This is a genomic window from Noviherbaspirillum sp. FW303-A3 (assembly GCF_058788695.1).
Genome location: NZ_JBYTAZ010000001.1, coordinates 3,660,133 through 3,680,656, shown reverse-complemented (window position 1 = coordinate 3,680,656; position 20,524 = coordinate 3,660,133). Strand labels below are relative to the sequence as shown.

Sequence of the window (20,524 nt, the reverse complement as noted above, 5' to 3'; positions counted from 1 at the left end):
GAAGAAGTTACTCGGCGATCTTGAAGGTTGCGCCAACGAGACGGGCCAATAACCAAGCTCAGAAAAGAGTCAGTCGGTAGTTTCAGTAAGGAGTGATGCCAATGGAGCCGGCCATATTTGGTACCGTGGGAATAATGTGCCGATTTGAGGTTCTGTGCGATGCCGATGTAGTTTTGCGCAGTTCAGCGGGGCGAGCAGCGTATTGATGTCACCTGCCATCTCGAGTAGCGTTCCTCAGTCCGTCGTCTCGGGCACATCCCAATCCGCCAGCCTTGCTTCGCCGGTCTGGTAGAACTGCTTTACCAGCTTCACGTACTCCAGAAAGTCCCGGTTCTCGGTTGCCAGTCGGTTGGCCATGTCCCAATCGATCTCGTCCCTTTCGCGGGCTGGAATCAAGACCTGACTTTCAGCCGGGCTGTCGGCATCTAACTTAATCAGACCGATGCCGTGCGCCGCAAACAGCATCCGCAGTTCCTTGAGTGTGTCCTGCCCCTCGATCTCAGCTGCCACCAAATAGCCAAAATTGGCCCACGATGAGTTGGAGACCGCCTGGAAGAAGCACTCACGCACGTTCGACCGGTTGATCAACAACTTGGCCTCAAACGACCACAGCTTGGTACGTTTATCGGAATACTGATTTACGCAGTCCCGAACTTCCTGGTGCCATTCCGCACCCAAGTCCTCCATTCCGACCACATCCGGGTACAGCCAGCGATTGCCGTTAGGCCCTCGTTTATTCGATGAGCGCTTTTCGTCGATGCGCTTCGAATAGACACCAAACTCCTCCCACAGGTACAGCGAAAGCTGCGGGTACAGCGCGTGCTCGCCGAGCTTGACATCGTTAGTGTCAGCCGTGGGTGTGGCAAGTACGCCCTCAGCCGCTGCCACCTCGGCAATGTCGGATTTCTCAGAGTAGTAGTACTTGCGTGGGCGCCCCTCGGTCGTTTTCAGCTCTGGATGCCGCTTCTGCAAACGCGGACGCTGCGAGCTGATTTCTGCGACCAGTTGCTGCACCAAATCACCATCGGTTTTGATGTAATCGCCCCGACTATTGGATTTTTTCTCCTGACACTCGGCAGGATAGGTGCTAAAAATCCACTCGGCAATCTGCCGCGCAGTCAGCTTCTCTTCCGGCCGCGCCTTCAAGTAGCCAAGTACGGCCTTCGACAGATTCAATGCCATAGAAATTTTCCCTCAGAGCCTGAACAACTTCTTGATCTCGTTCTCTGCCGTTACCGACATCTCATCCTTCTCGTACTGCCTGACATTGGCTACGATATCTTTTGCACGCTTGATTTTATTGTTCACCCACTGCGAGTACGAAGAGCTGGTATTCAGGTTTTCGATGACCGCAAGGAAGTAGTCCTTCTGATTCGCCAGAAACCAGTAGCTCAGGCCGCAGATCCATTTCTCCATCTCGAAGGATTGAAACGGGAATCCTGCGGTTGCATTCCAATACTTAAACAGTCGAATGGTTGGCTTGATCAGCGATTTGTGTTCCTTGTTTTTCGCTTCCAGCGTGGCGTTGAAGTCGTTCGGATTCGTGGTCATCCAACCACCCGATCCATTGGGAATCTGAAGCTCGCCGAGCCAAGTTTTCGTTGCGGGAACCAAGTCGAACTTGATGTGGTTCAGTTCGAGAACGATAGTCGGACTGGACTGGTAGATTTCCGATGAGCCGTACCGCTTTTCGACGAAGGCCTTCAATCGATTCAGGTACGTCTGCGGCGTGGCGCTAATGTCGCTGAAGACAACCATGTAGTCAATGTCAGACTTCTCGTCCATGGAGCGAGGCAAGATCGTGCCCCGTGTTGATGACCCAAATCGGAAATGCTGCGCGATTGCGCTGCTGTCAAAGTGCAACGCCATCCGGGATTGCAGCGTTGTGATCGAGGTTGCAATTGACGACTGCTCGGTTACAGAAAGCACGGCACTGCTGGCCATGTTCGTCAGAAAACTCAATACCGACATCCCGTCAGCCCTCCCTGTCCACTTTGTGGGATGCTTCGCCTTCTTCGATTCCTTTGCGCGCAGCGACAAACGCTCGACGTGGAATGCTGGGGCTCTTCAAGTTCAACTCATTGCGCTTCGCCGAAAGTGCCTTCATTCTTTCGAGAAGCTCGTCCAGTCGATCTGACTGAAGCAGTTCGATCTCCCGGAAAAACCGAGCATCGTTCCGAAGGGCGAGGAACTGGCCAGCAGCGGTTCGGTGCATTGCCGCGCGCTCGTTGGGCTTGAGAAAAGTCATCAACCCAGTGAGCAACGATGCCAAAAGGGTGAAAGCTGTCGCCCATTCAGGTTGGCTCTTGATCAGCGTCGCTCCTGCGACCACTCCGAGAACGGTTGCAGGGACGCCTAGCCAGTAGTTGCGGCGCACCCACGTATCCTCGGCATTGAAATGTCCCTTACTGGAATAGGTAGCATCTTCTTCCAGTCGCTCGGCCTCTCTGCGCAATGCGGAGATCCTACCTTGGTCGGTTGTGGCGGCTCCGTTCATTGCGCGTTCTCCCATTCAATTTTTGTCACGCCGACGCTCCTGTCTGTGGCTGACATGCTGACACAGCGCAATTTATGATTCTCCACAACCATCAGGCCAACCCGAAATAACGCTCGAAGAACGCGGTGAGCTTGTCCAGGACAGTTTTCTTCTTCTCCGAATGGCCGTTGTTTTTCGAGAATCTTGAGACGGGCGGTAGAACCTTCGTAATGGCCGTGCCGGCGGTCGGGATCACTCCATCGCGGAATGCGTTGTCGACAAAAGCCTTTGTCTCATCGGCATTGAGGCCCTCATCGGCGATGATTTGATCGAGTTCTTCAGCCTTTCTGGCCGTAATGAAAGCGAGCCATTCCGCATCCACCTTGGCGGCAGTGGAGACTGAATCCACAAACTCCTCGATAAGGTCTTTCTTATTCCGCAGCGACGGGCTGGCATTGACCGCGCGCTCGATGGTCGAGCGGATTTCCTTGTCTGTACCGCCGCCTTTCGCCTTCAGGTACTTCTCGACCAGCATCAGGATGTAATCGACGTTGATCTCAACCTGCTTGATCAGTTCAATCTCGAATACCACATCGTCGTTGATGGCCTCCTTCTCTGCGTCCGACGCGCTGCGGAATTCGGCGTACAGGTTCAGGTATAGACTCTGGTAATCCTGGAAATCGCGCTCGCTCAGGATTTCGTTGCCCGCGAAATCGTCGAAGGCCGTGAGAATGTTCTTCAGCCGAAGAATTGCGCCAAAGAGCTTGATGAACGCCTTTTGCGCAGCCTCACCGATAATCGCCTTGTCGAGAGGGAAAGTCGCAACGAGTTCCTCGACCCGCTTCCGGTACTCCTCGTAATATTCGGTATAAGGTTTCAGCAGCACGATGCCCTTGGCATCCTTGTTACCGAACAGGGCCAAGGCATCGTTGGTTTCCTCTTCGAGATCGCGAAAGGAAACGATATTGCCGTAGGTCTTGACCGAATTCAGAATGCGATTGGTGCGCGAGTAGGCCTGGATCAGCCCGTGAGCGCGCAGGTTCTTGTCCACCCATAGAGTGTTGAGGGTGGTCGCGTCGAAGCCGGTCAGGAACATATTCACCACGATCGCTAGATCCAGCTCGCGCTTCTTCAGACGCAGCGATAAATCCTTGTAGTAATTCTGGAATTTATCGGCGGATGTATCGAAGCTGGTGCCGAACAGGGCGTTGTAATCCTTGATGGCGGCATCCAGAAAATCGCGCGAACTTTGATCCAGCCCTTCCGTCTCGAACTCCTCCTCGCCCAGCAATCCGTCGGATTCGTCCTCGTTGGCGGCAAAACTGTAAATCAGGCCGATTTTGAGGCGTTGCTCGGGCGGCAGTTCTTTCTGCTGGCCGGTGAATTCGGTGTAATAACGTTTGGCCGCTTCGATGGACGCCGTGGCGAACAACGAGTTGAACCCGGCCAATCGCTTGCCGTCGTGACGGTAGCTGGCGCTGCGCTTGGTTTTCTGATCGAAGTGCTCGCGGATATAACCCACAACTTGCGAAATGCGTTCCGGTGCCAGCAATGCCCGCTCCGTGTCGATGGCCGACACCTTCTTGTCCTTGATACTCGACGATGCCTTGATCGTGTTGATGTAGTCGATGCGGAAGGGAAGCACATTCTTGTCGTTGATGGCATCGACAATGGTGTAGATATGCAGCTTGTCGCCAAAGGCCTGCTCCGTCGTGCGTCGCAGCGGATTACCGCTACTGCCCGCGTTGCCGGCGAAGATCGGCGTACCGGTGAACCCGAACAGATGATAGCGCTTGAAGACCCTGGTGATCTCGGTGTGCATGTCGCCAAACTGGCTACGATGACATTCGTCAAAAATCACGACCACATGCTGGCCGTAAACGGGGTGCTTCTTGTTCTTGGCGACGAAGCGGCTGAGCTTCTGGATAGTGGTGATGATGATGCGGGCGTTCGGGTCTTCCAGTTGCCTTTGCAGCACGGCCGTCGAGGTATTGGAGTTAGCCGCGCCTTTTTCGAAACGTTCGTATTCGCGCATGGTCTGGTAGTCCAGATCCTTGCGGTCCACCACAAATAACACCTTGTCGATGTCCTCCAGCCCGCGCGCCAGTTGTGCCGCCTTAAAACTGGTTAGCGTCTTGCCGCTGCCGGTTGTATGCCAGATGTAACCACCGGCAGCGATGGTGCCTAGTTGCCGGTGGTTTGTGGCCGTGGCGATGCGTTGCAGGATACGTTCAGCAGCGGCGATTTGATAGGGCCGCATGACTAGCAACTTGCGATCCACGTCGAACACGCAATATCGGGTCAGGATGTTCAGCAACGTGTGCTTGGCGAAGAAGGTCTTAGTGAAGTCAGCCAGCTCGGTGATGGGCCGGTTCTTCGCATCTGCCCACCAGCTAGTGAACGAAAAGCTGTTGGAAGTTTTCTGGCGGGAGCGTTTGCTTCGCTGTTCCGCCAGATGGCCGTCGCGCACCGTATTGCTGTAATACTTGGTGAGCGTACCGTTGCTGATGATGAACAACTGCGCGTATTCGAACAAGCCGCAGCCGGCCCAGAAGCTGTCGCGCTGGTAGCGGTTGATCTGGTTGAAGGCCTCGCGGATGTCGACGCCACGGCGCTTGAGTTCCACGTGCACCATCGGCAGGCCATTGACCAGCACCGTCACGTCATACCGGTTGGCGCGTGCGCCCTCCACTTCATACTGATTGATGACTTGCAGGCTGTTGTTATGAATGTTCCGCTTGTCGATCAGGTAGATGTTCTTTGTGCTGCCATCGTCGCGCTTGAGCACCTGGATATGATCTTCCTGAAGGCGCGCTGTTTTCTCGATGATGCCGTCGTTGGCACCGGTAATGCAAGTGCTGAAAAAGCGCTCCCATTCGGCGTCGGAAAACTGAATCTTGTTAAGTTTCTCTAACTGGCCACGCAGATTGGCAATCAGCTCGGCTTCACTGGTAATAGAGAGATATTCGTAAGCCTGGGCCTGCAGTTGCTTGATGAACGCCTTTTCCAGCTCGGCCTCGCTCTGGTAGCAGGCTTCCCGCACGCCCTGGAATTCGGGCACAAACTCGGCAACGACAGTGCTCTCGTTAGAGAGCGCGATCGGCTCATAGCGATACGGCATGATGTCTTCGCTCATGCGATTTCCCTGAATGTGAGCAACCGATTGCGGTAGTGCTCGTATTGTTGGCGGCGGGCCGCCAGTTCCGCAGGCAGGCCCATGGTAAGGTCGTTTACCAAGGCATCGAATTTGTCGAGGATGGCGACGATGCGTTCTTGTTCTTCGAGGTGTGGGACTGGGATAGCAAGCTTGCCGAGATTTTCACCAGACAGACGTTTGACCTTTGCTCGCGCCACGAACTTGTTTTTCTCTGCGTGGAAGGCAGTGGTCTGGAAGTAATAGGAGACGAACTTCGGATTTAGCGAGTGACGGAATGCGAAGCAGTCATCGTGAATAGCCACTTCGCCGTCGCCAAGCCATGCCACGGCTTTTCCGACATCCTCGACCGTCTCTCCGACTCCGGCGATCACAAGGTCGCCCGGCTTCGCGAAGCGCAGGGTCGATGCCATGTCCGCGCGAACATGCGAAACTGTCGTCGTTGTGGCAGTGCCGTACTGCGTGTAGATGTCGCCATAGTGAATACAGGCAACGCCCTCGGGATCGAAGTCGTTTTTGGTGAAGCGGCGCCCGCGAAAGAACTCCCCGACCTCTGCCATAGTGGCCCAGCTAACATCCTGATCACCGAAGGCGAGCAGCGCCTCGCGGTAGTACTGGTACTGGCGCCGACGCGCCTCCAGCTCCGCCTCCAGCTCCGCTTCCAGCTTGGTGAAAGTGTCAAGCACATTCACGATTTCGCGTTGCACTTCGAGCGGAGGAATGGGGATGCGAACTTTCAAGAATCGTTTCTTGGATATATTGAATCGCGTCACCCCACTTGCACTCAGGACTATTTGTTGCCGAACGGCGTCACTGCGGAATACATACTTCGAGAATCCGGGGAGTAGTAATGTCCTATCTTTGAATCGGTATCCGAAACAGAAGCTGTTCAGATACATAGTTTCCTTCGGTTTTTCAACGACTACTGATGACATTCCGACTTCTTCAGGCGTTTCCGATGAACCCGTGAACAGAACATCACCAAGTTCCAGAAAGTTTTGACTTTCCCCTGTCTGTATACGAACGAAGTCATTTGCCTCAATATCCACGGCAAGATTGTTGAATATGTTCTTGTAGGAGACAAAGCGTGCATTGCCATTACTGAAATCGGCTTTGCTCTTTCCTGTAAGTCCGCCATAGGTCGAACCCAATTCGTCGAGGCTTTTGAATTCGATCACCCTTGGGCAATGTTCGGCCATCAACTCATCAATCCGGCTCACGCCTCTTCTCCTTCCAGATCAGCCACGATGGCATCGATCTGTTTTCTGAGTTCCAATTGCCGTCCCACAATGCGGGCAATCTCGGCATTGAGCGCCTGGATGTCCACCGCCTCGCTGTTATCCTGCTGTTCGACATACGACGAGGCGGCAATGTTGTAGCCGTTCTCCGCGATCTCGCCGTTGTCCACCAACCGCGCGAAGTGGTCGATGTCCTTGCGCCCGATGTAAGCGTCCAAGATCTTCTGCAGATGGACATCCTGCAGTTTATTCTTGTTGCCATTGCGCACGAATTCGGCGGAAGCATCGATGAACAGCGTCGCATTGTCGCGCTTGGATTTCTTGAGTACGATGATGCAGGTCGCGATCGTGGTGCCGAAGAAGAGATCAGGTGGCAACTGAATGACGGCATCGACGTAGTTGTTGTCGATCAGGTATTGGCGGATTTTCTGCTCCGCACCGCCTCGATAGAGTACGCCGGGAAATTCGACAATCGCCGCCGTACCATTCACCGCGAGCCAGCTCAGAATGTGCATGGTGAAGGCGAGGTCGGCCTTGCTCTTGGGTGCCAGCACGCCAGCGGGCGCGAAGCGCGGGTCGTTAATGAGCAACGGGTTGGCGTCACCCTCCCATCTGATCGAGTACGGCGGGTTGGAGACAATGGCTTCGAAGGGTTCATCGTCCCAGTGGGCAGGGTCGGTGAGCGTGTCGCCGTGGGCGATGTTGAACTTTTCGTAGTTCACGTCGTGCAGGAACATGTTTATCCGGCACAGGTTGTAGGTGGTCAGGTTGATCTCTTGACCGAAGAAGCCTTGGCGCACCTTGTCGTGGCCCAACACCTTGACGAACTTGAGCAGAAGCGAGCCGGAGCCGCAGGCCGGGTCATACACCTTATTGACTTCGGTTTTGCCGACTACGGTAATGCGGGCGAGCAGTTCGGAGACTTCCTGCGGGGTGTAAAACTCCCCACCGGACTTGCCGGCGGTCGAGGCGTACATCTGCATCAGGTACTCGTAGGCATCGCCGAATAGGTCGATGGTATTGTCCGAAAAGCTTCCGGATTCGCTGCTCAAGGGAAGATCACCAATGGCATCGAGCAGTTTAACCAGCTTTTCGTTGCGCTTGGCCACCGTGGGTCCGAGCTTGCTGCTATTGACGTCGAGATCGTCGAACAGGCCCTTGAAGTCGTCCTCGCTGTCCGCGCCGATAGCCGAGCGTTCGATGTCGGCAAACACCTGGCTGAGAGTTTCGTTGAGGTTGGGATCAAGGCGGGCACGGCTCCGGACGTTCTGGAACAGATGCGAGGGCAGGATGTAGAACCCCTTTTCCTTCACAGTCTCCTCGCGGCCAAATTCGGCATCGTCATCGTTGAACGTCGCGTAGTCGAAGTCTGCATTGCCCGCTTTGCGTTCCAGCTTGTTCAGATAGTCGGTAAGGTTCTCCGAGATAAAGCGGTAGAACAACATACCGAGGACATAGCTTTTGAAGTCCCATCCATCCACGCTGCCGCGCAGGTCATTGGCGATACGCCAGATGGTCTTGTGGAGCTCTGCTCGCTCGGTTTCCTTACGACGACCGCGGACTTCTGCCTCAAGGCGATTGTCCTCTCCATTTTTCATTGCCATTTCGATTTTGGCCATACTCTTTCTCGTTTGTTACGTCTTTGGGTGCGCCGCTGCATCGAGCGCTGCCAACAATTGTTCAGCCACGTCCCACGGCAATCGCCTGCCATTGAGACGCATTTTATTCAGCGCGGCCCTGGCGACCGCGACCGTGATACGCTGCTCGCGAACCATCTCGCCGATCAGCCAGATTGTGCCTTTCACCTCGACCTGCTCGGCTTCCGCCGCTTGTCTCAATGCGGCATCGCCTGTCAGCAGCGGGCACTTCTCGGCTTCCGCCAAGGCCAGTGCCAACAAGTCGTTACGCCCCGGCCTGGCGTAGGTCTGCGCCAGGGACTGCACTCGCTCGACGCTTTGCGCCGACAGCGTACGTATGTGCAGGCCCATGTCCCGCAAATGGGCGTGCTGATCTTCTAATTCCTCGTAATACAGTACGTCGGGAACGGCAAACCGGTACCCAAGACTGAACATAGGTGCAATCAGATCGCCAACCTCGACATCCATCAGAATGTTGGCATCACTGATCAACAGCAGCATCGCCGCCCTCCATCGAGCGGACACGCCGAAACTGTTGTAGTGGCATGTTCATGAGTTCCGCCGCCTTCGACTCGCCGATGTAATCCTCGGCGAGCGCGTGGAACACCAACTGCTCGAAGATGTGTGCCTTTTCCGAAGGATAGGGGTGACCTGGTTCCTTCCAATACCAGCCTTTGAAGCGGAACAGCTTGGCCTGTTCGTCACGATAGGCCGGCGAGATGATGCCGAGATCCCGGGCACGATAGAGAATGCCTCCCATCGACAAGCCGAACTCTTCCTTCAGCAACCCCAGCTCTTTGAGTTCGATCGCATTACGATGCTTGCCCAGCTCCTGCAGAACCGAGGCACGCGGGAACAGGAAAGCGCCGGCGAAGCGATTGCACGCCAATTCCTCATCCATGTCTTCAGGAAGATGACCTTCAAGCATCAAATGGCCCAGCTCGTGTGCGAGCGTAAAACGCTGACGATCCCCTGGCCAATGGCGACCCACGACCACGATCGGCATGTCATTGACGCGTGCGGCGAGGCCGTCAAATTTGTTCTCAGCGTCCGCCTCGATCATGAAGACACGGATGCCATTGGTCTCCAGAACATCAATCAGATCCGGGATCGGATCAAAGCCAAGGTTCCAGGACTCACGCACGCGCTCGGCAATGTCTTCAATCTGATCCATCGACGTGATCGATACCGGCAGCCCGTCCACGGGCGCGAAAGCCTTGACTGGCGGCTGCGGGAAAAGGTTTTCCAGTTCAATGCGTCGTTCGATGTGGTCAATTACCTCATGCGTGATCGCATCCAAACGCTTCTTGGGCAAAGAGCTGCGCTTGCGGTATTCGATGCCGTCGAGTGCGGCCGCTTCCGGCCGGAAGAAGTATTCGGTGCGTACGTGGAGTGCACGTGACAGTCCGAGTAGAACATCGCTCGATGGCGTCGCAAGTCCATCCTCGTATTTCTTGATGGCTGCATGCGTCACTCCGACCTGGGCACCAAGGTCACGTAGCGATAGACCAGCCGCCTTGCGAGCCCGATAAAGTCGTTGTCCGATCATGTCAGGTCTCTCTGTTGAGGTTTACATTTTCTTTAATTATAGTTGGTTTTGTAAACCAAGGTCCAGCGCATCATTGGACTCGCGTTGCGCTTTGGCAGACGAAGTTTCCTGAATGATACTTTTAGATTGGTTCAATATGGCAACAAAGCACTTCATCGAAGGTCTCACCTAGCGATTCGTCGGCGCGAAGTGCCAATGGGCGGGCCGACGCTCCGTCAAGCCGCGACTGTCCCTGCAGGCAGCACCCAGCGACCGTCTTACCCTCGGGCGATGACCGGAGCGGAACGTAATCGATGCAACATTGAACTGCTCGCCTGCGACCTCGGTTTTGGCCATTTTGCCCTACGTTACCTGCAACAGAGCCGCGACTTCCCCGGTGACTTCCCCGGTGACTTCCCCGGTGACTTCCCCGGTGACTTCCCCGGTGACTTCCCCGGTGACTTCCCCGGTGACTTCCCTGGTAACTTCCGCGGTGACATCCGTGGTGACATCCGTGGTCCACTGTTTCGCCATCGTAATCGAGTCACCCAAGTTCAGGGAAAGTTGAATGCCGTCAGGATTCTGAGCGGCGAAATGCCGCCACAGAAGCACCAATAGGTACAGAAGCGGAGGCGGACCGCAAACCTCTTTGACGGTATCAGTGACGGCATTTCTGATTTTCAAAAACCGTAGACCGTTCATCCATGCGGGTTTTCACGGATTGTTCAAGTCCACCTATCACCAAATACCGATGGGTTACGGGTTCGCTCGTAACCCATTTTGTTTTGGGCGAAAGGAAAGAAACGGGCTCTTGCAGAGCGATCTCGCCTTTCCCTCTCCACAAGGGGAAAGGAGGCCGAGTGGTATAATTCGCGCGCCCCCGGTGCACAATTTTCAATGTACGCGGGCCTCGCGCCTGCGGGACGCTCCGGAACCGGTTCCACCATGCGTCCCAGCGGATTCCAATCTTGTTCGCTGCTGCGCAGCGTTTCGACGAAACGGGGTATGAGATGTGGCGTCGACCCTTCCTCACCATTTGCCTATCCGCCGTGCTGTCCATTCCCGCGATGGCGTTCGAACGCCCCTTCCCGGCGCCGACCAAGCGCGGACAGCTGACTCCCGGCGCGTACCCGGAAGTCGCCATTGACGGCAAGCTGCGCAGGTTGGCCCCCGGCGCGCGCATCTGGAACGAGAACAACCTGATCGAGATGCCCGCCGCAGTGCGCGGCTCGGACCTGGTAGTCAACTACACGGAAGACAACCACAGCGAAATCGACCGCATCTGGATATTGACGCCGGAAGAGGCTCGTCAGCCGGTAGCGAAGCAAATCAATCCATTGCAACAATAGCCATGCCGAAAAAAGTATTCATCAAGACCTTCGGCTGCCAGATGAACGAGTACGACTCGGACAAGATGGCAGATGTCCTCAACGTATCCGAAGGTCTGGTCAAGACCGACACGCCGGAAGACGCCGACGTCATCCTGCTCAATACCTGCTCCGTGCGCGAGAAGGCACAGGAGAAGGTCTTTTCCGATCTCGGACGCCTGCGCGAGCTGAAGCTGGCCAGGCCGGATCTCGTCATCGGCGTCGGCGGTTGCGTAGCGTCCCAGGAGGGAGAAGCGATCATCAAGCGCGCGCCCTACGTGGACGTCGTGTTCGGCCCGCAGACGCTGCATCGCCTGCCCGATCTCATCAGCAAGCGTCGCGAAAGCGGCCGCTCGCAGGTCGACATCAGCTTCCCGGAAATCGAGAAGTTCGACCACCTGCCGCCAGCCAAGGTGGAAGGCGGCGTGGCTAACGTGTCGATCATGGAAGGCTGCAGCAAGTACTGCAGCTATTGCGTCGTGCCCTACACGCGTGGCGAGGAAGTGTCGCGCCGCTTCGATGACGTGCTGGCCGAGGTGGCGCTCATCGCTGACCAGGGCGTCAAGGAAATCACCCTGCTCGGCCAGAACGTGAACGCGTATCGCGGCGAAATGGCCGATGGCGAAATCGCCGACTTCGCGCTGCTGATCGAATATGTGGCCGAGATTCCCGGCATCGAGCGCATCCGCTTCGTCACCAGCCACCCGAAGGAATTCACGCAGCGGCTGATCGACACCTACGCCAAGGTGCCGAAGCTGGCGAACCACTTGTACCTGCCGGCGCAGCACGGCTCCGACCGCATCCTGATGGCGATGAAGCGCGGCTATACGGCGCTGGAGTACAAATCGGTGATCCGCCGCATGCGCGAAGTGCGGCCCGACATCTGCATCTCGAGCGACTTCATTGTCGGCTTCCCGGGAGAAACCGAAGCAGACTTCGAAGCGCTGATGAAATTCATCGGGGACGTCGGCTTCGACCGCAGCTTCAGCTTCCTGTTCAGCCCGCGGCCCGGCACGCCCGCCGCCAACCTGCACGACGACACGCCGTACGACGTCAAGCTGAAGCGCCTGCTGCGCCTGCAATCGACCATCGAAGAAAATGCGCGCCGCATCAACGACAGCATGGTCGGCAGCGTGCAGCGCATCATCGTTGAAGGCCCCACCACCAAGAATCCGAACGAACTCCAGGGACGCAGCGAAAACAATCGCGTGGTGAATTTCGACGGCGGCCCCAACGGCAAGCGCCTGATCGGCCAGATGATCGACGTCAACATCGTGCATGCCTATCCGCATTCGCTGCGCGGAGAACTAGTCATCAAACAGTGAATCTCAGCGAAACCGACAATTCATTTTGAAAACAAAAATTCCTGCTCAACCGCAACACTTCATCCCTGATCCGCTCGATAACAAGCGGCTCGCGCACCTGTGCGGGCCAATGGATGAAAACCTCCGCCAGATTTCCGCCGCACTCGACGTCACCATCTTCCGCCGCGGCGAAAAGTTCATCGTCAGCGGCGCCAATTCCCAGCGCGCACTGGACCTGCTGGAAAATTTCTACCAGATTGCCGACAAGGTGATCTCTGTCGAGGACATCCAGCTCGCCTTGGTCGAGCAGCGCGCCGTCACGCAGGTCAACGGCGAAGCGAAGGAAGAAAGCGACGAAGACGACGAGGAAGCCATTCCTGTCCTGAAGACGCGCCGCCACGACTTGCGCGGACGTACGCCGCACCAGAGTCAGTACATCAGGGCCATCCTCGAACACGATGTCACCTTCGGTGTCGGCCCCGCCGGTACAGGCAAGACTTATCTCGCCGTCGCTTGCGCGGTCGACGCGCTCGAGCGGGACGCCGTCAAGCGCATCGTGCTCACCCGCCCGGCCGTCGAAGCGGGCGAACGTCTCGGCTTCCTGCCAGGCGACCTGGCGCAGAAGGTCGATCCTTATCTGCGTCCGCTTTACGATGCTCTATATGACCTGCTCGGCTTCGACCGTGTGCAGAAACTGTTCGAGAAACAGGCGATCGAGATTGCGCCGCTTGCCTATATGCGCGGCCGCACGCTGAACCATTCGTTCATCATCCTCGACGAAGCGCAGAACACGACGCCGGAACAGATGAAGATGTTCCTGACCCGCATCGGTTTCGGCAGCAAGGCCGTCGTTACCGGCGACGTGACGCAGATCGACTTGCAGCGTACGCAGAAAAGCGGCCTGGTCGATGCCGTGCAGATCCTGCGCAATGTGCGCGGTATCGCCTTCACTCATTTCACCAGCGCCGACGTCGTCCGCCACCCCCTGGTTGCACGCATCGTCGACGCCTATGACGCATCCGGATCCGCCAAGAGCGCCGCCGCACGACATGCCGCAAAAAAATAAACTCACCCTGTCCGTCCAGTATCCCGATCCCCGCCTGAAAGAATCCATTCCGCGCAGCAAGCTGCGCCAGTGGATACAGGCGGCCCTGTTCGCCCCCGCGGAACTGACGATTCGGTTTGTCGACGCCGAGGAAGGCCGAGCGCTCAACCGCGAATACCGCGGCAAGGATTACGCCACCAATGTGCTGACGTTTGCCTATACCGAAGACGAGGAAAGCGAAGTCACCCAGGCGGACATCATCCTCTGCACCGACGTCCTGCAGCGCGAGGCGGATGAACAGAAGAAAACGGTGGAAGCGCATGCCGCTCACCTCGTAGTGCACGGCGTCCTGCACGCCCAGGGCTACGACCACGAAACCGACGAGGAAGCGGCGGAAATGGAAGCGCTGGAAGTTGAAATTCTTGCAAGCCTTGGCGAGGCAAATCCTTACGCGGAAAGTTAGACTTTTAACATGTTGCGCCCGGACTTCTGGGTTCGGGCCGGCATTTGTTGTATGCTTATATCCACTCCAACAACGGCTTCCCGCCATATGCAAGATCACCCTAGTGGTGCCAAATTCATTGACACCAAGCCGCAGCGTTCCCTCTTCGAGCGCCTGACCGCGCTGATTTCCCCTGAGCCTGAAAATCGCGAAGAACTCCTGAAGATCCTGCAGGAGGCGCATGAGCGCAACCTGATCGACGCCGATGCGCTGTCGATGATCGAAGGCGTGTTCCAGGTTTCCGACCTCTCGGCCCGCGACATCATGGTGCCGCGCCCGCAGATGGACGTCATCGACATCAACAAGCCGATTGAGGAATGGATGCCGCTGGTGCTGCAGACCGCGCACTCGCGCTTTCCCGCCGTGGACGGCGACCGCGACAGGGTGGTCGGCATCTTGCTGGCGAAGGACCTGCTGCGTTACTACGCGGAAGAATCGTTCGAGGTGCGCGACATGCTGCGCCCGGCCGTGTTCATTCCCGAATCCAAGCAGCTCAACGTGCTGCTGCGCGACTTCCGCGCCAACCGCAACCATATGGCCATCGTGGTCGACGAATACGGCGGCGTCGCCGGCCTGCTCACGATTGAAGACGTGCTGGAGCAGATCGTCGGCGACATCGAGGATGAATACGATTACGACGAGGAAGAAGACAACATCCTCCCGGTCAACGATGGTGCGCACGGATTGCGCTGGCGCGTGAAGGCGCTGACCGAGATCGAACAGTTCAACGAAGCCCTTGGCACCGCCTTTTCCGATGAGGATGTCGACACCATCGGCGGACTCGTTGCCAACCACCTCGGCCGTGTGCCGCGCAAGGCTGACGTGTTCGACATCGACAACGTGCGCTTCGAAGTCCTCCGAGCCGATGCACGCCAGGTTCATGTGCTGCTGGTGCAGAAACTGCAGGAGCCTGGCCTCGTCGCCGCGTCCTGAAACACCGCGATCCACTAAACAAGAACAACCACCGTCCACCGCGTGAAATTCAGCCTTCCGACGACTTCCCGATCGCCGCTGGTCTACTTTGTTGCCCTCATCGCGGGCGCGCTCAATGTATTCGCATTCGCCCCTTTCGGGCTGTGGCCGATCCAGATCGCAACGCTTGCGCTGCTGTTCTGGCTGATGGGGCGGGAAACCGGCTTTTCCCACGGAGCACTCCTCGGTTGGGCGTACGGGATGGGCTGGATCGTGGCCGGGGTGCACTGGCTGTACATCAGCATGCATCGTTATGGCGGCCTGCCGGGATGGATGGCGGTCGTGGCGGTAGTCCTGCTCGGCGCCGTGCTATCGGTCTTCACCGCGCTCGGCACCGGCACTGTCGCAGAGGCAAGCAAGCGATGGAAAATCGCGCCGCCGGCCTTCCTGCTGCTGGTCATGCCGGGCGCGTGGACACTGGTTGAATGGACGCGCGGCTGGATTTTCACCGGCTTTCCCTGGGTCAGTTCTGGTTATGCGCATACCGGCAGTCCGCTCGCGGGTTACGCGCCGGTTATTGGCGTGTATGGAATCGCGCTGGTGTCCGCTGTCATTGCCGGCTGCCTTGCGCTGCTTCCCTCGAAGAAAATCACGGTTGCACTTGCAGCGGCCCTGATCGCAGGCGGATTGGGCCTGCGCGGAATCGACTGGACGCAGGCGCATGGCAATCCGGTCACGGTCCGACTCCTCCAGGGAAACGTCCCGCAGGAAATGAAGTTCATGCCGGGCCAGATTGAAGCTGCGCTCTCCCTGTATCACGGGATGATCGTGGAAAAGCCGGCGGACCTGATCGCGACGCCAGAGACCGCGATCCCTCTTCTCTCGACCCAGTTACCTCCGGATTACCTGCAACTGCTCGGGGATTTCTCGACCCTGTCGAAAAGCCATCTCGTCCTTGGCATTCCCGTGAGTGACAGTCCTCGGCGCTATGCCAACAGCGTGCTTGGCATTGCACCCGGCGTCTCCGGCATGTACCGCTACGACAAGCACCACCTCGTCCCCTTCGGCGAATTCATCCCGCCGGGGTTTCGCTGGTTCGTGGAAATGATGAAGATTCCGCTGGGCGATTTCAGCCGCGGAGGCCTGCTGCAGGCACCGTTCAGCGTGCGCGACCAGTGGGTACTGCCAAACATCTGCTACGAAGATTTGTTTGGCGAAGAAATCGCCGCACAGCTCGCCGCCAGCCGCGGAGGCAAGATCGCTGAAGCCACGATCCTGCTCAACGTATCCAATATCGCCTGGTTCGGCGATTCCATCGCACTGCCCCAGCACCTGCAGATCTCGCAGATGCGTTCCATCGAAACCGGCCGGCCGATGCTGCGCGCCACCAATACCGGGGTGACGGCGGTCATTGGTCCGAAGGGCGAGGTGGCCGCCCAGTTGCCGCCTTTCGAGAAGGGCGTGCTGTCGGCTTCCGTCCAGGGATTTCGCGGCCTGACGCCGTATAGCCTGTATGGCAACACCCCGGCCGTCGGGCTCGCCTTCCTGCTGCTTTTTGCCGCCGGGATTTTGGTCTTAACCAGGCGCAACATTCCGCATAACCCCCTCGAAACCCGCTAAAATCTAGGGCTTTAGCGATTTTCCGTCATTCATCCTCAGCCCGCCCGACTGGCGGCGAAGGCAATCCTACGATGCTCACATTTCAACAAGTCATCCTGAAGCTGCAAGAGTACTGGGACGCGCAAGGCTGCGCCCTGCTCCAGCCCTACGACATGGAAGTCGGCGCCGGCACGTCGCATACCGCGACCTTCCTGCGCGCGATCGGCCCGGAGCCGTGGCGCGCCGCCTATGTGCAGCCGTCTCGCCGCCCGAAAGACGGCCGCTACGGCGAGAACCCGAACCGCATGCAGCACTACTACCAGTACCAGGTAGTGCTCAAGCCGGCGCCGGAAAACATCCTCGACCTCTACCTCGGTTCGCTGGAAGCGCTGGGCCTGAACCTGAAGCAGAACGACGTGCGCTTCGTCGAGGACGACTGGGAAAACCCGACGCTGGGCGCCTGGGGCCTCGGCTGGGAAGTGTGGCTCAACGGCATGGAAGTGACGCAGTTCACCTACTTCCAGCAGGTCGGCGGCCTCGACTGCAAGCCGGTGCTGGGCGAGATCACCTACGGCATCGAACGCCTTGCCATGTACCTGCAGGGCGTGGAAAACGTGTACGACCTCGTCTGGACCGAGTGGGAAGAGCATGGCGTAACCAAGCGCCTGACCTACGGCGACGTGTTCCACCAGAATGAAGTCGAGCAGTCGACCTTCAACTTCGAGCATTCGAACACCGAATTCCTGTTCTCGCTGTTCGGCAATTACGAAGCCGAAGCCAAGCGCCTGATGGAAGTGCCGCTGGCCCTGCCGGCGTACGAAATGATCCTGAAGGCGGCGCACACCTTCAACCTGCTCGACGCACGCGGCGCGATTTCCGTCACCGAGCGTGCCGCCTACATCGGCCGCATCCGCAACCTGTCGCGCGCGGTGGCGCAGGCGTACTTCGAATCGCGCGAGAAGCTGGGCTTCCCGATGTGCGGCGATTCCCGCCAGGCTGCTTGAACGAGACGCATTGACCGAAACCCATCCCCACCCCGGCCCTCCCCTTGAAGGGGAGGGTGAGAACGGGAAAAGCGCAGAATAAATATGAACCAGACACTGCTAGTCGAACTGCTCACCGAAGAACTGCCGCCGAAGGCGCTGGCCAAACTGGGCGAGGCATTTGCCGCCGGCATTTTCAACGGCCTGAAGTCCCGCGACTTCGTCGAAGCCGATTCCGTTGCGACCGCGTTTGCCTCGCCGCGCCGCCTCGCCGTCTCGATCACGAAGGTGCGCGCCACTTCGCCGGACAAATCGATCCGCGAAAAAGTGCTGCCGGTTACCGTCGCGCTCGACAAGGAAGGCCACCCGACACCGCCGCTGGCGAAGAAACTCGCCGCGCTCGGCTTCCCCGACCTCAAGCTGACCGACCTGGAACGCGCGTCCGACGGCAAGGCCGAGAGCTTCTTCTACACCTACACTGCACCGGGTTCCACACTGCATACCGGCCTGCAGGCAGCGCTCGAAGATACGATCACCAAACTGCCTATCCCGAAGCTGATGAGCTACCAGCGCCCGGATGGCTCGACGGTGCAATTCGTTCGCCCTGCACACAAGCTGATCGCGCTGCACGGCACCGATGTCGTGCCGGTCGCGCTGCTCGGATTGTCCGCCGGCCGCAGCACCCTGGGTCACCGCTTCCTGTCGCCTGGCGAACTCGCAATCACCAGCGCGGAAAGCTATGCCGCGACGCTGGAAGTGCAAGGCAAGGTCATCCCGTCCGTGAGCGACCGCAAGGAACGCATCCGCGCGTCCCTGCTCGACAAGGCGCAGCACGACAAGGTGCTGATGCCGGAAAGCCTGCTTGACGAAGTCACCGCGCTGGTCGAATGGCCGGTGGTCTACGAATGCAAGTTCGAGGATTCCTTCCTGGCGGTTCCGCAGGAATGCCTGATCCTCACCATGCAGACCAACCAGAAATATTTCGCGCTGACCGATGCCAACGGCAAGCTGCGCTCGCGCTTCCTGATCGTATCGAACCTGGAAACCGCCGATCCACAACACATCATCGGCGGCAACGAGCGCGTGGTGCGTCCGCGCCTGTCCGATGCGAAGTTCTTCTTCGAGCAGGACAAGAAAAAGAAACTGGCAGACCGCATCCCGGGCCTGGCCAATGTCGTGTACCACAACAAGCTTGGCACCCAGGGGCAGCGCACGGAACGCATCAAGACGCTGGCCGGCAAGATCGCGAAGGCACTGAACGCCGACGTGGCGCTGGCCGAACGCGGCGCACTGCTGGCGAAGGCCGACCTGCTGACCGACATGGTCGGCGAGTTCCCGGAACTGCAAGGCATCATGGGCACCTACTATGCGCGCCACGACGGCGAACATGACGAAGTCGCCCGCGCCGCATCCGAACACTACCAGCCGCGCTTCGCCGGCGATGCCCTGCCGGAGACGCAAACCGGCACCGCCGTCGCCCTCGCCGACAAGCTGGAAACCCTGGTCGGCATCTGGGGCATCGGCCTGCAGCCGACCGGCGACAAGGATCCGTTCGCATTGCGCCGCCATGCGCTCGGCGTACTGCGCATGCTGGTCGAGAAACGCCTGCCGCTGTCGCTTCAGTCCGTGCTGAACGACACGGCGCAACTGTTTGCCGGCAATGCCAATTTCAAGGACTCCACCGCGGAAGTCACCGAGTTCATGCTCGACCGCCTGCGCGGTCTGCTGCGTGACCGCGGCTACGCCCAGGGCGCGATCGAAGCGGTGGTCGCGCAGAACCCCGACCGCCTCGACAACATCATCGAGCGCCTGGATGCGGTGAAAGCCTTCGCCGCGCTGCCGGAGGCCGAATCGCTGGCCGCCGCCAACAAGCGCATCACCAACATTCTCAAGAAGACGGAAGTCGGTGCGGCGAAGATCAGCAAGGACCTGCTGAAGGAACAGGCAGAGGAAAGCCTGTACACCGCGATGACGGAACTCAAGCCCAAGGTCGACGCTGCATTCGCCAATGGTGATTTCACCGGCACGCTGAAGACGCTGGCGCACATCCGCGACAGCGTGGATGCCTTCTTCAATGACGTGATGGTGATGGCCGAGGACGAGCAGTTGCGCAACAACCGCCTCGCCCTGCTGTCCGACCTGCACGGCATGATGAACCGCGTGGCGGACATTTCGAAACTGGCGGCGTAAGCACGGAAGCAGGCGCGCATGAAACTGATCATCCTCGACCGAGACGGCGTCATCAACCACGACTCCGACCACTTCATCAAGTCGCCGGACGAATGGGTCCCCATTCCCGGCTCGCTCGAGGCGATCGCCCGCCTGCACCAGGCCGGCTACCGTGTCGTCGTCTGCACCAACCAGTCAGGCATCGCGCGCGGCCTGTTCAACATTGTCACGCTCAATGCGATCCACCAGAAGCTGCATGCCGCGGTGCGCATGGTCGGCGGCGAAATCGACGCCATCTTTTTCTGCCCGCATGCCGCAGACGACAACTGCGAATGCCGCAAGCCCAAGCCCGGCATGCTGCAGGAAATCGCCAAGCGCTTCGATGTCAGCCTCAAGGGCGTGCCGACCATCGGCGACTCCCTGCGCGACCTGCAGGCGGGCTTCGTGCTCGGCTGCACACCATACCTGGTCCAGACCGGCAAGGGCGAGAAAACACACGCCAAGGGCGGACTGCCGCCTGGGACAACCGTATATCCGAATCTGGCCGCCGTCGTCGACCAGCTATTGAAGTCAACGGCGGACGTCCCCGCCGCCGCATAACACATACATC

The 20,524-nt window shown here is 58.2% G+C and carries 18 protein-coding genes; 9 read left to right on the top strand and 9 right to left on the bottom strand.

All coding sequences use genetic code 11. From position 1 onward, the window contains the following. Positions 1 to 234: 234 nt before the first annotated feature. From AC3WOY_RS17785 to AC3WOY_RS17745, 9 genes are all read right to left on the bottom strand, one after another. Positions 235 to 1,182, bottom strand: a complete 948-nt coding sequence (locus tag AC3WOY_RS17785) for a COG2958 family protein (RefSeq protein WP_492426117.1) — start codon at positions 1,180 to 1,182, stop codon at positions 235 to 237. Between the two features lie 12 nt (positions 1,183 to 1,194). Then, a complete protein-coding gene (locus tag AC3WOY_RS17780; protein ID WP_492426115.1) occupies positions 1,195 to 1,971 on the bottom strand; it encodes an SMODS domain-containing nucleotidyltransferase in 777 nt (258 codons plus the stop codon). A 4-nt stretch (positions 1,972 to 1,975) separates the two neighbouring features. Then, positions 1,976 to 2,497 (bottom strand): SLATT domain-containing protein, encoded by a 522-nt coding sequence (locus AC3WOY_RS17775; protein ID WP_492426113.1) that lies wholly within the window; start codon positions 2,495 to 2,497, stop codon positions 1,976 to 1,978. Positions 2,498 to 2,588: 91 nt separating this feature from the next. Continuing rightward, complete coding sequence (locus AC3WOY_RS17770) at positions 2,589 to 5,612, bottom strand: type I restriction endonuclease subunit R (protein ID WP_492426111.1); 3,024 nt, start codon at positions 5,610 to 5,612, stop codon at positions 2,589 to 2,591. Continuing rightward, positions 5,609 to 6,850, bottom strand: a complete 1,242-nt coding sequence (locus AC3WOY_RS17765; protein ID WP_492426109.1) for a restriction endonuclease subunit S — start codon at positions 6,848 to 6,850, stop codon at positions 5,609 to 5,611. Before AC3WOY_RS17765 ends, AC3WOY_RS17770 begins: the two co-directional genes overlap by 4 nt. Next, positions 6,847 to 8,487 (bottom strand): type I restriction-modification system subunit M, encoded by a 1,641-nt coding sequence (locus AC3WOY_RS17760; RefSeq protein WP_492426107.1) that lies wholly within the window; start codon positions 8,485 to 8,487, stop codon positions 6,847 to 6,849. Before AC3WOY_RS17760 ends, AC3WOY_RS17765 begins: the two co-directional genes overlap by 4 nt. A 15-nt stretch (positions 8,488 to 8,502) precedes the next feature. Continuing rightward, positions 8,503 to 9,006 (bottom strand): PIN domain-containing protein, encoded by a 504-nt coding sequence (locus AC3WOY_RS17755; RefSeq protein ID WP_492426105.1) that lies wholly within the window; start codon positions 9,004 to 9,006, stop codon positions 8,503 to 8,505. After that, a complete protein-coding gene (locus AC3WOY_RS17750) occupies positions 8,987 to 10,054 on the bottom strand; it encodes a helix-turn-helix domain-containing protein (protein WP_492426103.1) in 1,068 nt (355 codons plus the stop codon). Before AC3WOY_RS17750 ends, AC3WOY_RS17755 begins: the two co-directional genes overlap by 20 nt. A gap of 342 nt (positions 10,055 to 10,396) precedes the next feature. Next, entirely contained in the window at positions 10,397 to 10,567 is a 171-nt protein-coding gene (locus AC3WOY_RS17745) for a hypothetical protein (protein ID WP_492426101.1), read from the bottom strand. 476 nt (positions 10,568 to 11,043) lie between these two features. On the opposite strand from AC3WOY_RS17745, the gene AC3WOY_RS17740 reads away from it, so the two are divergent. The 9 genes from AC3WOY_RS17740 (at position 11,044) to gmhB (ending at position 20,514) form a co-directional block, all read left to right on the top strand. Further along, on the top strand, positions 11,044 to 11,382 hold the full coding sequence (locus AC3WOY_RS17740) for a hypothetical protein (RefSeq protein ID WP_492426099.1): 339 nt from the start codon (positions 11,044 to 11,046) through the stop codon (positions 11,380 to 11,382). A gap of 2 nt (positions 11,383 to 11,384) precedes the next feature. After that, positions 11,385 to 12,725: a tRNA (N6-isopentenyl adenosine(37)-C2)-methylthiotransferase MiaB gene (gene miaB / locus AC3WOY_RS17735; protein ID WP_492426097.1), complete on the top strand. Its 1,341-nt coding sequence runs from the start codon at positions 11,385 to 11,387 to the stop codon at positions 12,723 to 12,725. A gap of 25 nt (positions 12,726 to 12,750) precedes the next feature. Then, entirely contained in the window at positions 12,751 to 13,770 is a 1,020-nt protein-coding gene (locus tag AC3WOY_RS17730) for a PhoH family protein (RefSeq protein ID WP_492426095.1), read from the top strand. Further along, the gene (ybeY, locus tag AC3WOY_RS17725; protein WP_492426093.1) at positions 13,754 to 14,212 is read left to right on the top strand and encodes an rRNA maturation RNase YbeY; all 459 of its coding nucleotides are present in this window, start codon (positions 13,754 to 13,756) and stop codon (positions 14,210 to 14,212) included. The genes AC3WOY_RS17730 and ybeY overlap by 17 nt, the downstream gene beginning before the upstream one ends. Positions 14,213 to 14,299: 87 nt before the next feature. Next, positions 14,300 to 15,184 carry a CorC family transporter gene (locus AC3WOY_RS17720; protein ID WP_492426091.1) on the top strand — a complete coding sequence of 295 codons (885 nt, stop codon included), beginning with the start codon at positions 14,300 to 14,302 and terminating at the stop codon, positions 15,182 to 15,184. Between the two features lie 42 nt (positions 15,185 to 15,226). Then, on the top strand, positions 15,227 to 16,783 hold the full coding sequence (gene lnt, locus AC3WOY_RS17715) for an apolipoprotein N-acyltransferase (RefSeq protein WP_492426089.1): 1,557 nt from the start codon (positions 15,227 to 15,229) through the stop codon (positions 16,781 to 16,783). 71 nt (positions 16,784 to 16,854) lie between these two features. After that, positions 16,855 to 17,766, top strand: a complete 912-nt coding sequence (gene glyQ, locus AC3WOY_RS17710) for a glycine--tRNA ligase subunit alpha (protein ID WP_492426087.1) — start codon at positions 16,855 to 16,857, stop codon at positions 17,764 to 17,766. 84 nt (positions 17,767 to 17,850) lie between these two features. Continuing rightward, a complete protein-coding gene (glyS, locus tag AC3WOY_RS17705) occupies positions 17,851 to 19,935 on the top strand; it encodes a glycine--tRNA ligase subunit beta (protein WP_492426085.1) in 2,085 nt (694 codons plus the stop codon). 18 nt (positions 19,936 to 19,953) lie between these two features. Next, positions 19,954 to 20,514 carry a D-glycero-beta-D-manno-heptose 1,7-bisphosphate 7-phosphatase gene (gene gmhB, locus AC3WOY_RS17700; RefSeq protein ID WP_492426083.1) on the top strand — a complete coding sequence of 187 codons (561 nt, stop codon included), beginning with the start codon at positions 19,954 to 19,956 and terminating at the stop codon, positions 20,512 to 20,514. Positions 20,515 to 20,524: the final 10 nt, after the last annotated feature.